16 protein-coding genes are annotated in these 15128 nt (G+C 72.0%); 9 read left to right on the plus strand and 7 right to left on the minus strand.

The window, feature by feature from the left end:
* Positions 1–76 precede the first annotated feature (76 nt).
* Positions 77–997, plus strand: a complete 921-nt coding sequence (locus ACTT8P_RS30105; protein WP_442834932.1) for an alpha/beta fold hydrolase — start codon at positions 77–79, stop codon at positions 995–997.
* A gap of 117 nt (positions 998–1114) precedes the next feature.
* Here the strand turns inward: ACTT8P_RS30105 and ACTT8P_RS30110 are convergent, their stop codons facing one another.
* On the minus strand, positions 1115–1741 hold the full coding sequence (locus ACTT8P_RS30110) for a TetR/AcrR family transcriptional regulator (RefSeq protein ID WP_442834959.1): 627 nt from the start codon (positions 1739–1741) through the stop codon (positions 1115–1117).
* Positions 1742–1963: 222 nt separating this feature from the next.
* On the opposite strand from ACTT8P_RS30110, the gene ACTT8P_RS30115 reads away from it, so the two are divergent.
* Positions 1964–2911, plus strand: coding sequence for an NAD(P)-dependent alcohol dehydrogenase (locus tag ACTT8P_RS30115; RefSeq protein ID WP_442834933.1), 948 nt, complete (start codon positions 1964–1966; stop codon positions 2909–2911).
* Between the two features lie 128 nt (positions 2912–3039).
* Here the strand turns inward: ACTT8P_RS30115 and ACTT8P_RS30120 are convergent, their stop codons facing one another.
* Positions 3040–3936, minus strand: coding sequence for an NYN domain-containing protein (locus tag ACTT8P_RS30120; protein WP_442834934.1), 897 nt, complete (start codon positions 3934–3936; stop codon positions 3040–3042).
* A gap of 226 nt (positions 3937–4162) precedes the next feature.
* Here ACTT8P_RS30120 and ACTT8P_RS30125 point away from each other — a divergent pair, with 226 nt between their 5' ends.
* Positions 4163–4315 carry a hypothetical protein gene (locus ACTT8P_RS30125; RefSeq protein WP_361161224.1) on the plus strand — a complete coding sequence of 51 codons (153 nt, stop codon included), beginning with the start codon at positions 4163–4165 and terminating at the stop codon, positions 4313–4315.
* A gap of 80 nt (positions 4316–4395) precedes the next feature.
* Here ACTT8P_RS30125 and ACTT8P_RS30130 read toward each other — a convergent pair whose 3' ends face one another.
* From ACTT8P_RS30130 to ACTT8P_RS30140, 3 genes are all read right to left on the minus strand, one after another.
* Positions 4396–5001: a MarC family protein gene (locus tag ACTT8P_RS30130; RefSeq protein ID WP_442834935.1), complete on the minus strand. Its 606-nt coding sequence runs from the start codon at positions 4999–5001 to the stop codon at positions 4396–4398.
* Between the two features lie 53 nt (positions 5002–5054).
* Positions 5055–5921 carry a PHP domain-containing protein gene (locus ACTT8P_RS30135; protein ID WP_442834936.1) on the minus strand — a complete coding sequence of 289 codons (867 nt, stop codon included), beginning with the start codon at positions 5919–5921 and terminating at the stop codon, positions 5055–5057.
* 144 nt (positions 5922–6065) lie between these two features.
* A complete protein-coding gene (locus ACTT8P_RS30140) occupies positions 6066–6707 on the minus strand; it encodes a DUF6758 family protein (RefSeq protein ID WP_442834937.1) in 642 nt (213 codons plus the stop codon).
* Between the two features lie 182 nt (positions 6708–6889).
* Between ACTT8P_RS30140 and ACTT8P_RS30145 the strand changes: the two genes are divergently transcribed.
* Entirely contained in the window at positions 6890–8149 is a 1260-nt protein-coding gene (locus ACTT8P_RS30145) for an MFS transporter (protein ID WP_442834938.1), read from the plus strand.
* Positions 8150–8171: 22 nt separating this feature from the next.
* Here ACTT8P_RS30145 and ACTT8P_RS30150 read toward each other — a convergent pair whose 3' ends face one another.
* Positions 8172–8777: a suppressor of fused domain protein gene (locus tag ACTT8P_RS30150; protein WP_442834939.1), complete on the minus strand. Its 606-nt coding sequence runs from the start codon at positions 8775–8777 to the stop codon at positions 8172–8174.
* Between the two features lie 505 nt (positions 8778–9282).
* Between ACTT8P_RS30150 and ACTT8P_RS30155 the strand changes: the two genes are divergently transcribed.
* A complete protein-coding gene (locus tag ACTT8P_RS30155; RefSeq protein ID WP_442834940.1) occupies positions 9283–10401 on the plus strand; it encodes a magnesium and cobalt transport protein CorA in 1119 nt (372 codons plus the stop codon).
* 23 nt (positions 10402–10424) lie between these two features.
* A complete protein-coding gene (locus ACTT8P_RS30160) occupies positions 10425–10928 on the plus strand; it encodes a hypothetical protein (RefSeq protein WP_442834941.1) in 504 nt (167 codons plus the stop codon).
* A gap of 87 nt (positions 10929–11015) precedes the next feature.
* On the opposite strand, the gene ACTT8P_RS30165 is transcribed toward ACTT8P_RS30160, so the two are convergent.
* The gene (locus ACTT8P_RS30165; protein WP_442834942.1) at positions 11016–11756 is read right to left on the minus strand and encodes a hypothetical protein; all 741 of its coding nucleotides are present in this window, start codon (positions 11754–11756) and stop codon (positions 11016–11018) included.
* 200 nt (positions 11757–11956) lie between these two features.
* Here ACTT8P_RS30165 and ACTT8P_RS30170 point away from each other — a divergent pair, with 200 nt between their 5' ends.
* The 3 genes from ACTT8P_RS30170 to ACTT8P_RS30180 are packed head-to-tail and all read left to right on the plus strand — an operon-like array spanning position 11957 to position 15048.
* Positions 11957–13258, plus strand: a complete 1302-nt coding sequence (locus ACTT8P_RS30170) for a magnesium transporter MgtE N-terminal domain-containing protein (protein ID WP_442834943.1) — start codon at positions 11957–11959, stop codon at positions 13256–13258.
* Positions 13242–13871: a DUF1003 domain-containing protein gene (locus tag ACTT8P_RS30175; protein WP_442834944.1), complete on the plus strand. Its 630-nt coding sequence runs from the start codon at positions 13242–13244 to the stop codon at positions 13869–13871. The genes ACTT8P_RS30170 and ACTT8P_RS30175 overlap by 17 nt, the downstream gene beginning before the upstream one ends.
* Before the next feature lie 43 nt (positions 13872–13914).
* Entirely contained in the window at positions 13915–15048 is a 1134-nt protein-coding gene (locus tag ACTT8P_RS30180; RefSeq protein ID WP_442834945.1) for an Mrp/NBP35 family ATP-binding protein, read from the plus strand.
* Positions 15049–15128: the final 80 nt, after the last annotated feature.

Consider the following 15128-nt stretch of genomic DNA (forward strand, 5'->3'; position numbering starts at 1 on the left):
GTCCCGCCCCGCGCGGGACCGGGCCGACGGCGTTCCCGCGTGCCCTCCCCCGGGCCCGCCCCGATACCCTCGCCCCGTGAGCAGGAACGCCGCCTTCGACCCGCCCCCCGCCGCCCGCGCGTACCGGCTGCGGACCGCGCGCGGCGAGTTCGCCGCCGTCGACTCGCCCGTGGCCGAGGGGGCCGAGCCGCGCGGCACCGTGCTGATGCTGCCCGGCTTCACCGGCAGCAAGGAGGACTTCACCCTGCTGCACGAGCCGCTCGCGGCCCGCGGCTACCGCACGGTCGCCGTGGACGGACGCGGCCAGTACGAGTCCGACGGTCCCCGGCACGACGAGTCCGCCTACGCCCAGCGGGAGCTCGCCCGGGACGTACTCGCCCAGGCGGCCGCCCTCGGCAGCCCCGCGCCCCGTGCCCCGATCCACACCCCGGTCCACCTGCTCGGCCACTCCCTCGGCGGTCAGATCGCCCGCGCCGCCGTCCTCCTGGACCACTCCCCCTTCCGCTCGCTCACCCTGATGTCGTCAGGGCCGGCGCAGATCTCCGAACCGCAGCGGCAGCGCGTGAAGCTGCTGCGGGACGCGCTCGCCGTGCTGACGATGGCCGAGGTCTGGGAGACGATGCAGGCGATGGGGCCGCCCGAGGAGGTCGGCGGACCGGTCCGCGGACCGGTCGACGAGGAGCGGCTGCGGCTCCGCTGGCTGGGCACCGCGCCCGCGCAACTCCTCGCCGGGGGACAGCAGTTGTGCACCGAGCCGGACCGTGTGGCGGACCTCGCGGCCGTGCCGTTGCCGTGCCACGTGCTGTCCGGCGAACGCGACGACACCTGGCCGGTGCCGCTCCTGGACGACATGGCGGTACGGCTGGACGCGCGCCGGACCGTGATCGCCGGCGCCGAGCACTCCCCCAACGCCGACCAGCCACTGCCCACCGCCACGGCCCTCGCCGACTTCTGGGACCACGTCACCGGCCGAAGAGGCCCGGAAACCGGCCGCTGAAGCCCGGAAACCGGCCGCTGAAGCCCGGAAACCGGCCGCTGAAGCCCGGAAACCGGCCGCTGAAGCCCGGAAACCGGCCGCTGAAGCCCGGAAACTGGCCGCTGGAAAACACTCCCCTCAGCCGCGTCCGCCGTCCGCCGCCATCGGGAAGGCGTCCAGCCGCAGCGCGCTCGGCGGAGGCAGCGCCGAGCGGGCCGGGTGGGCCCGGAACGCCTCCAGGAAGTAGGCCACCAGGCGCCGGGAGGCCGCGTCGTCGGCGGGCAGCGCGGCGACCATGCCGCAGTGCGCCAGCAGGGCCACACCGAGGTCGGAGGGGTGGAAGTCCGGCCGCAGCGCCCCCACCGCCTGCGCCCTGCGGATCAGCGTCATCAGTTGCCGCTCGGCCCCCGCCCGGGCCCGTACCCGCTCCCGCGAACGGTCGGGAAAGGCCGCGGCGAACGCCGCGGGGAACCCCCGTTCCTCCCGCTGCAACCGGCAGACCGTCTCCACCAGCCGCTGGAAGCCGTGCCAGGGGTCGGGGTCGGCCACGGCCTCCGTGAGGACCCGGGTGCAGGCGGTCAGCTGGTCCTCGAAGGCCGCGTGCACCAGGTCGTCGCGGGTCGGGAAGCGGCGGTAGAGCGTGGCGACGCCGACGCCGGCCCGGCGGGCCACGGTGGCCATCGGCGCGTCGATGCCGTGCTCGGCGAAGACCGCGCGGGCGGCCACGAGTATCCGCTCCCGGTTGCGCCGCGCGTCCGCCCGCAGCCCACCGACGCCCCCGGTGTCCCCGACGCCCCCGGCATCCCCGGCATCCCCGATCCGAGAAGAACCGACCGCCACTGTCTCTCACCTCCGCCACAAGTGGACGAAGCCGTCCACTTGGCACCCTACGCTCGGCGTCCAGACCCTCCCCTCCCCCTCTCCCCCCTCCCCCGACTTCCGGCCGAAGCAGAGGCAGCCACCATGAGCGACGACACCGACCGAACGATGAGAGCCGTACTGTACGACCGCTTCGGCGGCCCCGAGGTGCTCTACGTGGGCCGGGTACCGCGCCCCGCCCCCGCCCCCGGCGAGGTACTGGTCCGGGTACGCGCCTTCGCCGTGAACGGCGGTGAGCTGCTGGCCCGCGCCGGCCGCGCCCGCCTGGTCACGGGCGCCAGGTTCCCCCAGCGCACCGGCATCGACTTCAGCGGCGAGATCGCGGCCCTCGGCGCCGGCACCGGCGGATGGGCGGTCGGCGACCGCGTATGGGGCACCGCGGGACGCTCGCCGAAGGGCACCGCCGCCGAGTACGTGGCGGTGCCCGCCGACCGGGTCGGGCCGGTCCCGGCCGCTCTCGACCTCGTCGAGGCCGCGGCGCTCCCGGTGGGCACCACGGCCGTCACCGCCCTGCGCGACAAGGCCGCGCTGGGTCCGGGCGAACAGCTCCTGGTACGCGGCGCGGCCGGCGGGGTCGGCAACGTCGCCGTCCAGCTCGGCCGGGCACGCGGCGCCGAGGTGACCGGCCTGGCGCGTGCGGCCAACCTGGACTTCGTGCGTGAGCTGGGCGCCCAGCAGGCCGTCGACCACCGGGCGGTGCGCCCCGCCGACCTGGGCCGGTTCGACGTCGTACTGGACACCGTGGGCACCGAGCTGAGCGGTTACCGGCGCCTGCTCCGCCCCGGCGGACGGATGGTGACCATCGCCGTCGACCCGACGCGGATCGTGGCGACGGTGGGCTACCTGGCCGCCAGTGCCGTGCACGGCCGCGGCCGGGTGCGGGCCTTCAGCGGCAACCCGAAGCGGCCCCTCCTGGACGCCGTCGCCCGCCATGTCACGGACGGCGTCCTGCGCCCGGCGGTGGACACCGTCTTCCCGTTGGCGGAGACCGCGGCGGCGCACCGGGCCCTGGAGGCGGGCGGAGTACGCGGCAAGTTCGTGGTCCGGGTCGACTGAGCCGCGCCCGCCCCCGGCTGCCGACACCGCGTCCGCTCGCCCCCGGCTGCTGCCGACACCGCGCCCGCTCGCCCCCGGCTGCTGCCGACACCGCGCCCGCTCACCCCCGATTGCCGGCACCGCGTCCGCTAACACTGCGTATGCACGTACTCCCAGAACCCGTCCCGCAGCGCCCGCCGCAGATCCGGCTGGCCGCGCAGCGAGTACTGGAGCAGCCCCTCGGCCTCGACCAGCAGGTCCTGGTCGACCGGGCCGGGCAGGTAGGGGTGGCCGTCGAGGAGTTCCACCAGCGCCTCCCGGCCCCGGGAGGCCAGCCACTTCGCGGCGATCTGCGCGCCGACGAAGCGGACGTTGTCCCGGGTGGGCCGGCCCGCGCCCGGCGTCTCGTAGGCGGGCAGGGTGCGCCTGGAGACGTAGGGCTTGAAGAAGTCCAGGTCGAAGGTGCGCTGGCTGTCGACCTCCCAGAGCAGCGGGTCGGCCTGGTTGCGTCCCTCGGGTGCCTCGACGCCCCAGAGGTGGACGCGGGCGCCGTATCCCTGGGCGGCCTCGACCGCCGACACCAGGTCCTCGTCGCCGCCGAGCAGGGCCGCGTCGCTGATCGCGCGGTGCCGGGCGAGGGACTCCAGGTCGCTGCGGATCAGGGAGTCGACGCCCTTCTGCTGGTTGTTGGCGTTCAGATTGCCCAGCCGGACCTTCACGTCGGGCAGCTCGGCGATGGACTGCTGCTCGGCGGTGTGGATGCGGCGCCGGGCGCCGTCGTACCAGTAGACCCGCAGCAGGCGGCTGTCCGCGAAGATGGTGCGCGCCTTGTCGATGAGCGCCTCGATCAGCCCCTCGGCGTCCAGCTCGAAGGCGCGGCGGTCCTCGGTTCCGGCGACCAGCCGGCCCGCCGCCGCGTACAGGTATCCCGCGTCCACGAAGATCGCGTGGGTGGAGGGCGTCTTCGCCACCTCGGCGAGCATGCGCTGGAGCAGCTCGTTGGTGCGTTCGATACGGGTGGACAGGGATGCCAGGTCGTCGTTCATCACGTCCATTGTCCCGGCGGTCACGCAGCGAACACAACCGGTCCCGGTCAGTCTTGTTCCGACCGTTTAACCCACCAGTAATTAGCCTGTCGAAAATTTTCTTTAGCGTAGGGAATGTTCGAACCACCCGGCCCGTTGGGCATAAGTGGAACCCCGGGCACCGATGACCCTTGGGGCTCCCCTCAGTAGTTCTCCTCAGGAGGATGACCAGACGAAGGGAGAGGCCATGCGTTTTGAAGTCATGCGACTCGACGACATCGACGGCACGCCCGTGGACAGCACGGTCGTGGACGCCGCCTCCGTCAACCGGATAGTCCAGCAGGCCGCCGCCATCGGGCAGCGCCTGTGGATCCGCCCGGCCGAGACCTCGGCCTCGTAACGGCGGATCGTTCACACCGCTCCGACCGGGCCCCCGTACGCACGCCGTACGGGGGCCCGGTCGCATCCGCGAACGAAGCGTCAGCTGCCCTGGATCACCTGGGTGACGCCGTTGATGATCTGCTGCACGGCGATCGCGGAGAGCATCATGCCCGCGAGCCGGGTCACCAGGACCACGCCGCCGTCCTTGATGACCCGGATGATCAGCAGCGAGTACCGCATCACCAGCCACAGCACCACATGGATGGCGAGGATCGCCGACCACACCGACACCTGTCCGCCGACCCCGTCGGCCTTCTGCACGGCGAGGATCACGGACACGATCGCGCCCGGACCGGCGAGCAGCGGCATGCCGAGCGGCACCAGCGCGACGTTGACGTCCTTGGTCTGCTTGGGCTCGTCCGTCTTGCCGGTGAGCAGGTCCAGCGCGATCAGGAGCAGCAGCAGCCCGCCCGCGATCATCAGCGCGGGCACCGACACATGCAGATAGTCCAGGATCTGGTGCCCGAGCAGCCCGAACACGGTGATCACACCGCCGGCGACACAGACGGCCTGGAACGCCATCCGCTTCTGCGTCCGGCCGGGCCGCCCGGCGGTCAGGGCGAGGAAGATCGGGGTGATCCCGGGGGGATCCATGATGACAAAAAGGGTCAGGAAGAGAGAGCCGAAGACGGCGACGTCGAACATGGGTGAGCCACTGGCCTTGCGGTGGTGCGGATACGGGTGGGCGGAGGCGGCCCTCAGACCTCGCGGACTCCGCCGGCTCCCGGCACCGGGAACGCGCCGAACGCGCGCCGCGTGATCTCCCCGTAGACCTCGGGGTCGGTCGTGTACTCGCCGAGCACACAGGTCTTCCGGCTGCCGTGGTAGTCGCTCGACCCGGTCGTCAGCAGGCCCAGCTCACCGGCGAGGCCGCGCAGTCGGGTCCGCGTCCGCGTGTCGTGGTCCATGTGGTCGACCTCGATGCCGTCGAGTCCGGCGGCGGCCAGCTCGGCGATCGCGGACTCCGGCACCGTACGGCCGCGCTTGGCCGCGGCCGGGTGCGCGAACACCGCGACGCCGCCCGCGCCCTTGATCAGCCGGATGGCCTCGAACGGGTCGGTCTCGTGCTTGTCCACGAAGGCCCGGCCGCCGTCGGCCAGCCAGTCCGCGGTGAAGGCGTCCCCCACGGTCGGTACGACACCCAGCTCGACCAGGGCGGAGGCCACGTGCGGCCGCCCGACCGAACCGTCGCCGGCGATCCGCGCGACCTGCTCCCAGGTGACCGGCACGCCCAGCTCGTTGAGCTTGGCGATCATGCCTTTGGCGCGCGGCACCCGGTCGTCCCGGACCAGCTCCCGCTCGGCGAGCAGGGCCGGCTCCTCGGGGTCGAAGAGGTAGGCCAGCATGTGCATGCTGACGCCGTCGATACGGCAGGACAGCTCGGCGCCGGTCACCAGGGTGAGCCCGGCGGGCAGCGCGGCGATGGCCTCGGCGTAGCCCCGGGTGGTGTCGTGGTCGGTCAGCGCGACCACGTCCAGCCCGGCCGCCGCGGCGTTCCGCACCAGCTCGGCGGGGCTGTCGGTGCCGTCGGAAGCCGTCGAGTGGCAGTGCAGATCGATACGCACGGCGGACTCCAGACGGCGACGACAGACAAACGGACCTTGAAAGGATAACCGGACTTTCTCACTCCCCTGCGCGACAGCCGACCTCAGAGCCCGTGGGGTCCGTGGGGTCCGTGGGGTCGGTGGGCCCCGTGGGCCCCGTGGACGTCAAGGCTCGAGCAGCCGCGGCGACAGCGCCCCGCACGGCACCAGCTCCACCTCCGCGCCCGCCTCCCGCAGATCCGTCAGCACCAGCTCGTCGTACATCAGCAGCCCCGACTGCTCGGGCCAGACCACCGCCCACAGCCACATCCCGAGCGCCTCCCCGGCGAAGACGGCCCGGTCGACGGGGGCCCCGGAGACGTGCCAGAGGGGGGTCGGGCGGCCGGCCGCGAGCACCTTGGCCTGCGGCGGTTTCTCGACGTCGAAGGAGGGACCCGGGTCCGGCCCGTCGAGACCGGCGAAGTAGGCGCCGAGTCCGACCCCCAGCTCCTCGGCCACCAGGACCAGCTCACCGACACCGCCGAGCGGTCCGGGTCCGGAGCAGGCCACCGCCGTCGCACGGCCGCCGGTGCGGTCGTCGCCCGCGCAGGTCACGCCCGTGAAGAGCCAGCCGACCGGCAGCGGCCACGGCATCCACACCGGCACCTGGGTGCGGCCCACCACGACCTCGAGGGCTTCGACGCTCGGCGGTATCACGGGCTGGACCGGGTGGACCGGGCCGTGCGTGTCGCACTGCCAGGAATCGGCGAAGAGGCCGGGAGCCCTGACCCGGCCACCACACTTCGGGCAACTGGGTTCGCCCCTCATAGGGCCCCACGGTCCTACCCCCGCTCCCCCGCGTCAAGGACGATCACCCGTCCGGACGGCGGGGCTGACCAGGAAAAACTAGATGTAGTTTGCACTAATTACCCGACCTAACTTAATGTATGTAAACGCCAACTATCTATCCACCGACTATCCACCGACCCTCGCCGGACATTGGAGTCAGCATGGACCCCTTCGAAGCAGGGGCAGGCAGCATCCTGCGACAGCCCAAGGCGGTCTGGGCGACCGCCGGCGCGTCCGTCGTCGCCTTCATGGGCATCGGTCTCGTCGACCCGATCCTGCCGTCCATCGCGACCGGACTGCACGCGACCGCCAGCCAGGTCTCCCTGCTCTTCACCTCGTACTTTCTGATCACCGCGATCGCGATGCTGGTCACCGGCTTCGTCTCCAGCCGGATCGGCGGCAAGAAGACCCTGCTGCTCGGCCTCGCCTTCGTCGTCGTCTTCGCGGGCCTCGCGGGCACCTCCGACACCGTCGGCCAGCTCGTCGGCTACCGGGCCGGCTGGGGCCTGGGCAACGCGCTGTTCGTCTCGACCGCCCTCGCGGTCATCGTCGGCGCGGCGGCCGGCGGCAGCTCCGCGGCCATCCTGCTCTACGAGTCCGCCCTCGGCCTCGGCATGGCCTGCGGCCCGCTGCTGGGCGCGCTGCTCGGCGACGCGAGCTGGCGCTACCCGTTCTTCGGCACCGCGTTCCTGATGGCGGTCGGCTTCCTGTGCATCACGGCGTTCCTGAAGGAGCAGCCGAAGCCCGCCCGCAGGACATCCCTGCTGGATCCGATCAAGGCGCTCGGCCACGGCGGTCTCGCCTCGGCCGCGATCTCGGCGTTCTTCTACAACTACACGTTCTTCACCGTGCTGGCCTTCACGCCGTTCGTGCTGAACATGACCCCGTACAAGTCGGGGGCCGTGTTCTTCGCGTGGGGTGTGCTGCTGGCGGTCTTCTCGGTACTGGTCGCGCCGCGCATGCAGCGGCGGTTCGGGTCGCTGAAGGTGCTCGGCGGCTCGCTGGTCCTGCTCGCCGTCGACGTCCTCGTCCTCGGCTACGGCAGCCACACCGCCGCGATCGTCTGCACGATCCTGTCCGGCGCGTTCATCGGCGTGAACAACACCGTCTACACCGAACTGGCCCTCGGCGTCTCGGACGCCCCGCGGCCGGTGGCGAGCGCCGGCTACAACTTCGTGCGCTGGTTCGCCGCCGCGGCGGCCCCGTACTTCGCGCCGAAGATCGAGGAGTGGACCGACATCCACATCCCGTTCGTGGTGGCGGCGGTCACCGCGGTGCTCGGCGCGGCCGTGGTCGCCGTCCGCCGCCGGGCCCTCACTCTCCCCCACTCTCGGCTCCGCTCGAGCGGGGGGACCCCCATGGCCGCGGAACTGGAACCGAGGCACCTGACCGAGGACGGCGTGTCCGCCTTCGCCAACTGACCCGCCCCGGCGGTGAGTCGCGTCACCCCAGCGGTACGGACCGGCGGGCCGGATCCCGCAGGTCCGTGCCGTGCGTCAGCCAGCGCTCCTGGAGCGCCGAAGCGCCGTGCACCCGCTTCCAGGCGGCCTCGTTCGGCGTCATCGGCAGCAGCGGCAGGAACCGCACCGGGTCCAGCGGCGCGTCCAGCTCCAGGTCCTCCACCAGACCGCCCGGCTCGGCGACCAGGACCGAGGTGAACGGGGCGCCGGGCCACAGCGGCTCCGCCACGTCCAGCGCGGCGCCGGGAGCCACCACCACCCCCTCCACCTGCGGGGACGCGGCGAGCACGGCGAGCGGGCGGAGCACCTTGTCGGTGTCGGCGAGCCCGGCCCGTACCGACAGGACCAGTTCGGCCCGGGGTCCCTGCACCGGGTCGGCGAGCACCGCCGTGGGGTCGGCCATCGGCTGCGCGGACATGCCGAGGGTGGCGTAGCGGACGACGTCGCCCTCCTCGGTGGACCGGCCCGACGCGTGGAAGCGGAGCACCTCGATACGGTCCGTGCCGAGGAAGGTGACCCCCGCGCGGCCGTCCGGTTCGCCGAGCGCACCGCGCAACCGGGCCTCGACCAAAGGAAGAACATCAGCCATGCGGCGAGCATAGAACTCGTCAGTACGAGGCAAAGCGGCACCTTGACACGACGGGCGGCTGGTACTCTGGCCCGGTCGTCGGGGCAGCACGCAAGAGCGCAAGACCCACGCCTCGTCGCTGCAATGAACACTCCCCTACGGGGAATCCCTCTAAACGGGGGAATGGACATCCCTTACGAGGGATCGGCCGGAGGAGGTGGGGTCGGCATGGACCGAAGTCGACCGTGCAGTACCACCCGCTCTTCCGGCCGCTGACGCCGCCGCCTCCGGACTCTCACCGGTCGCCGCCTCCCGTCAGCCGCGCGCTTTCCTGCGGAAGAGCACTTCGTCTCGTGAGAACTCATGAGAACTCATGTGAACCAGCAGTGAAGCCACGCCACCGCGACGGTGGGGTGCTCCCCGCTTTGTGGACGCGCCAGGCCCGCGCACGTACAGGACGTCCTCATTCCGGGTGGTTCCACCCGTCGCCCGGCGCCGTTCGCTGCCCGTAGCGAAGGAGCCTGCCATGTCGATGATCCGTGACCTGCGAGCCGCGGTCCGCCCCTCCTCCCGGGTCCCGCTGCGCAAGGACAGCGGCGCCTACGACGCCACCCGTGACCCGGCGAGCGCCTCGGCTGTGATCGACTGCGCCGTCTACCGCGACGGCCGCCGGGTGCGGACCGAGGCCCCGCTCAGCCCGCACGAGGCGATGCGCCGGGTGCGCCGCGACGGCGGGTTCGTGTGGATGGGGCTGCACGAGCCCACCGAGGACGAGTTCGCCGGTATCGCCCGCGAGTTCGGGCTGCACCCGCTGGCCGTGGAGGACGCCGTCGTCGCCCACCAGCGGCCCAAGCTGGAGCGCTACGACGACTCCCTGTTCACCGTCTTCAAGACCGTCCACTACGTCGACCACGACGAGCTGACCGCCAACAGCGAGGTGGTCGAGTCCGGCGAGGTCATGTGCTTCACCGGCCGGGACTTCGTGATCACCGTCCGGCACGGCGGCAAGGGCTCGCTGCGGGCGCTGCGGCACCGGCTCCAGGACGACCCCGAGCTGCTACTCAAGGGCCCCTCGGCGGTGCTGCACGCCATCGCCGACCACGTCGTCGACGGGTACATCGCGGTCGCCGACGCGGTGCAGGACGACATCGACGAGGTCGAGACCGAGGTGTTCTCGCCGGGCCGCAAGGGCAGCCCGCGCGGCACCGACGCCGGCCGGATCTACCAACTCAAGCGCGAGGTACTGGAGTTCAAGCGGGCGGTGTCACCGCTGCTGCGGCCCATGCAGCTGCTCAGCGAACGCCCGATGCGGCTGGTCGACCCCGACATCCAGAAGTACTTCCGCGATGTCGCCGACCACCTCGCCCGGGTGCAGGAGCAGGTCATCGGCTTCGACGAGCTGCTGAACTCCATTCTCCAGGCCAACCTCGCCCAGGCGTCCGTCGCGCAGAACGAGGACATGCGGAAGATCACCTCGTGGGCCGCGATCGTCGCCGTACCGACGATGATGTGCGGCGTCTACGGCATGAACTTCGACCACATGCCCGAACTGCACTGGCGGTTCGGCTACCCGATGGTCCTCGGCGTCACCGTCGCCATCTGTTTCGGCATCCACCGCACACTGAAGCGCAACGGCTGGCTGTAGCCCATCTCGTTAGGCTGGTCGGCATGACACGTGAGCTGCTCGGCCAGGCCCTCGTCGAGGAGGCCACCAAGAAGTCCGGCCTCATCTGGGTCGCGGGCCCCGGCGTCCCGGCCCGTGCGCTGTGGCACGTCTGGCACGAGGGCGCGGCGTGCGTGGTGGGCGACGGCCCCGGTGAGCAGCCGCTGCCGGCCCTGGTGGACGGGGCCACCGCCGAGGTGACGGTGCGCAGCAAGGACAAGGGGGGCCGGCTGGTCTCCTGGACGGCCCGGGTCGCCGAGCTGCCGGCCGGCTCCGCGGAGTGGGGGGCGGCGGTCGCCGAGCTGAAGGGCAAGCGGCTCAACGCGGCTGACGGGGAAGCGATGCCGGAGCGGTGGGCGCGGGAGTGCCGGGTGCTGCGGCTGTCTCCGACGGAGGTGGCCGGGGAGATGCCGGACGGGTCGCTGGCCGCGGCGCCGTTGCCGTCTCCGGCGACTACCAGGGGGGCGGTTCCTGCGGGGTTGCCTCGGTTGTTGCGGAGGAAGCGGTAGTCCTTCGGGTGCGGGTTTGATGTGGCTGGTCGCGCCCACGCGGCGGAGCCGCATATCGATACAGCCCCGCGCCCCTTACGGGGCTTGTCATGACGTCGGCAGTTGCTTGCCGTAGTCCAACGTGTCGTCCTTGCCCGGTTCCGTCAGGGTGAAGTCCTTGTTCCAGTCCGAGAAGGTGAGGGTGCCCGCGCTGCCCGCCCGGACCAGGCGCAGCGGATACGGCTTGCCCTCCAGGGAGACGTCCAGGGAGCCGCCGTCGCCGTCGTCGCCGCTGATGCGGACGGTGCGGGTGCCGGCCTGCTCGTGCCGGCCGTCCGTCTCCACCGTGCCGTGCAGCGCCAGCAGCCCGTCGAGGAGCACGTCCTTGTCCGTGAACCCGCTGAACTTCTTGTACGAGGGGTCGCCCTGCGGCACCTTCACGTACTTGCCGGCCAGCTTCTCGGCCGCGGCGGCGTCCGCGTCGCCCGTGTCATGGCTCCAGAACCCGGCGTCGGCCTTCAGGAAGAGCTGCTCGCCGACCCGCAGCAGTCCGAACGTCGTGCCCTTGGCGGTGACCGACCCGGTGCCGCCGTCTGACTTCAGCCGCATGTCGAGCGCGTACGTGCTGCCGCTGGTGACGACGGAGCCGTGCAGCCGCACGGTCTCGGCGGCCTCGGCGGCGGTGCGGGTCTTGCGCTGGATCTGCGCGGCGGACAGCTTGCCGACCCCGTTGGTGCCCGCGTCGGGGTCCTCGCCACCGCATCCCGTCAGCCCGGTCCCGACGGCCAGCACGCACACGGCACCGGCGAGAGCGGCCCGGGGATTTCTGCGCCGAGGAGTCACAGTCACAGGTGAGGCGCCTTTCTCGCGGCAGACCGGTACGGCGTACGGCAGCGTACCGGGGCCGCGCACGGGCGGCGGAGCCAGTCCGTCCGCACCGGCCACCAGCGCGGACGACTTCAGGACGGGCTAGCCTGAAGGCCGTCCGAGCGGGCAATTCGGAAAAGAGACACAGCAGGCAGCAGCCGTCACGAAAAGGAGCCGCGGCCATGGCAGCGGGCGCCCCCCGGATCTTCGTCTCGCACCTCTCCGGTGTCGCCGTCTTCGACCCCACCGGCGACCAGGTGGGGCGGGTGCGCGATCTGGTCGTCATGCTCCGCGTCGGACAGAAGCCGCCACGCCTGCTCGGCCTGGTAGTCGAACTCTCCACCCGCCGCCGGATCTTCCTGCCGATGACCCGGGTCACCGGCATCCAGTCCGGCCAGGTCCTCACCACCGGCGTGCTCAACGTCCGCCGCTTCGAACAGCGGCCCGCCGAACGCCTCGTCTTCGGCGAGCTGCTCGACCGGCGCGTCACCCTCACCGAGACCGGCGAGGAGGTCACCGTCCTGGACCTGGCGGTGCAGCAGCTGCCCGCCCGCCGGGACTGGGAGATCGACAAGGTCTTCGTCCGCCGGGGGCGGCGCGGCGGCGCGTTCCGGCGCAGCAAGGGGGAGGCGCTGACGGTGGAGTGGTCGGCGGTCACCGGGTTCTCCGCGGAGGAGCAGGGACAGGGCGCGGAGAACCTCCTCGCCACCTTCGAACAGCTGCGTCCCGCCGACCTCGCCAACGTCCTGCACCATCTGTCCGCCAAGCGCCGCGCCGAGGTGGCCGCCGCCCTCGACGACGACCGGCTGGCCGACGTACTGGAGGAACTGCCGGAGGACGACCAGATCGAGATCCTCGGCAAGCTGGCGGAGGAGCGGGCCGCCGACGTGCTGGAGGCGATGGACCCGGACGACGCCGCCGACCTGCTGGGCGAACTGCCGGAGCCGGACAAGGAACGGCTGCTCAGCCTGATGAAACCGGCCGACGCCGCCGACATGCGCCGGCTGATGGCGTACGAGGAGCACACGGCCGGCGGTCTGATGACGACCGAGCCGATCGTGCTGCGCCCCGACGCCACCGTCGCCGACGCCCTGGCCCGCATCCGCAACCCCGACCTGTCCCCGGCGCACGCCGCGCAGATCTACGTCTGCCGCCCGCCCGACGAGACGCCGACCGGCAAATACCTCGGCACGGTCCACTTCCAGCGGCTGCTGCGCGACCCCCCGTACACGCTGGTCGGTTCGATCATCGACGACGATCTGCAACCGCTGGAGCCGGACGCCGCGCTGCCCGTGGTCGCCGGGTTCTTCGCCACCTACGACATGGTGGCGGCCCCCGTGGTCGACGACTCCGGGTCGCTGCTCGGCGCGGTCACCGTGGACGACGTACTGGACCACATGCTGCCCGACGACTGGCGGGAGACCGAATACCACCTGGAAGGAACGGCGGCGGAGGAGGTGAGCGGGGATGGCGCCGGAGCGTGAGACGCCCGTGCGGGAGCGTGCCGTGTCCGGGGCGACGGCCACCTCGCGGCACCGCGGCCCCCGCCTGGACCAGCCGCGCTCACCGCGCCGCCGGCTGCTGCCCGAGTACGACCCGGAGGCGTTCGGGCGGCTCTCCGAGCGGATCGCCCGCTTCCTGGGCACCGGGCGGTTCATCGTCTGGATGACGGTCGTCATCATCGTGTGGGTGGTGTGGAACATCGCCGCCCCGGCGAGCCTGCGGTTCGACGAGTACCCGTTCATCTTCCTGACCCTGATGCTGTCCCTCCAGGCGTCCTACGCGGCCCCGCTGATCCTGCTCGCGCAGAACCGGCAGGACGACCGGGACCGGGTCAACCTGGAGCAGGACCGCAAGCAGAACGAGCGGTCGATCGCCGACACCGAGTACCTGACCCGCGAGATCGCCGCGCTGCGCATCGGCCTGGGCGAGGTCGCCACCCGGGACTGGATCCGCGACGAATTGCAGGAGATGGTCAAGGAGCTGGAGTCGCGGCAGAACGGCCACCGTCCCGACACCGGAGTGAACCCGGCAAATCTGGCACTCCCGGCGGAACGGCCGCCGGGACGTGACGCAGCCGACCGCGACGACCGCTGACGGGCTTACCGGCGGCCGCGCCGGGCGCCGTACCATCGGAGCCATGGCTACGGAAGACGCGGTGCGCGAGGCACTGGCGACGGTGAACGACCCCGAGATCAACCGGCCCATCACGGAGCTCGGGATGGTCAAGTCGGTGGAGATCGGCGCGGACGGGGCGGTCGCGGTCACCGTGTACCTGACGGTCTCCGGCTGCCCGATGCGCGACACCATCACGCAGCGCGTCACCGAGGCGGTGTCCCGGCTCGACGGCGTCACCCGGGTCGACGTCACGCTGGACGTGATGAGTGACGAGCAGCGCAAGGAGCTGGCCACCGCGCTGCGCGGCGGCCAGACCGAGCGCGAGGTCCCGTTCGCCAAGCCCGGCTCCCTGACCCGGGTCTACGCGGTCGCCTCCGGCAAGGGCGGCGTCGGCAAGTCCTCGGTGACGGTGAACCTGGCGGCGTCCATGGCGGCCGACGGCCTCAAGGTCGGGGTCGTCGACGCCGACATCTACGGCCACTCGGTGCCGCGCATGCTGGGCGCCGACGGGCGGCCCACCCAGGTCGAGAACATGATCATGCCGCCGTCGGCGCACGGCGTGAAGGTCATCTCCATCGGCATGTTCACCCCGGGCAACGCCCCGGTGGTCTGGCGCGGCCCGATGCTGCACCGCGCGCTCCAGCAGTTCCTGGCCGACGTGTACTGGGGCGACCTGGACGTCCTGCTGCTCGACCTGCCGCCGGGCACCGGCGACATCGCGATCTCCGTCGCCCAGCTGGTGCCGAACGCCGAGATCCTGGTGGTGACGACACCGCAGCAGGCGGCGGCCGAGGTGGCCGAGCGGGCCGGCGCGATCGCCGTGCAGACCCACCAGAAGATCGTCGGCGTGGTCGAGAACATGTCCGGGCTGCCCTGCCCGCACTGCGGCGAGATGGTCGACGTGTTCGGCACCGGCGGCGGCCAGATGGTCGCCGACGGCCTGACCCGCACGACCGGTGCCGCGGTCCCGGTCCTGGGCGCCATCCCGATCGACGTCCGCCTGCGCGAGGGCGGCGACGAGGGCAAGCCGGTGGTGCTGACCGACCCGGACAGCCCGGCGGGCACGGCCCTGCGCGACATCGCGGGGAAGCTGGGCGGACGGCAGCGGGGTCTTTCGGGACTGTCGCTGGGGATCACTCCGAAGAACAAGTTCTAGCGGACCCGCCCAGGGGCGCGGGGCCGTATCGATCTGCGGCTCCGCCGCGTGGGCGCGACCAGCCACAACGCATCCCCACC

Origin of the sequence: Streptomyces sp. JW3, assembly GCF_052216785.1 — a bacterium.
Lineage (GTDB): Bacteria > Actinomycetota > Actinomycetes > Streptomycetales > Streptomycetaceae > Streptomyces.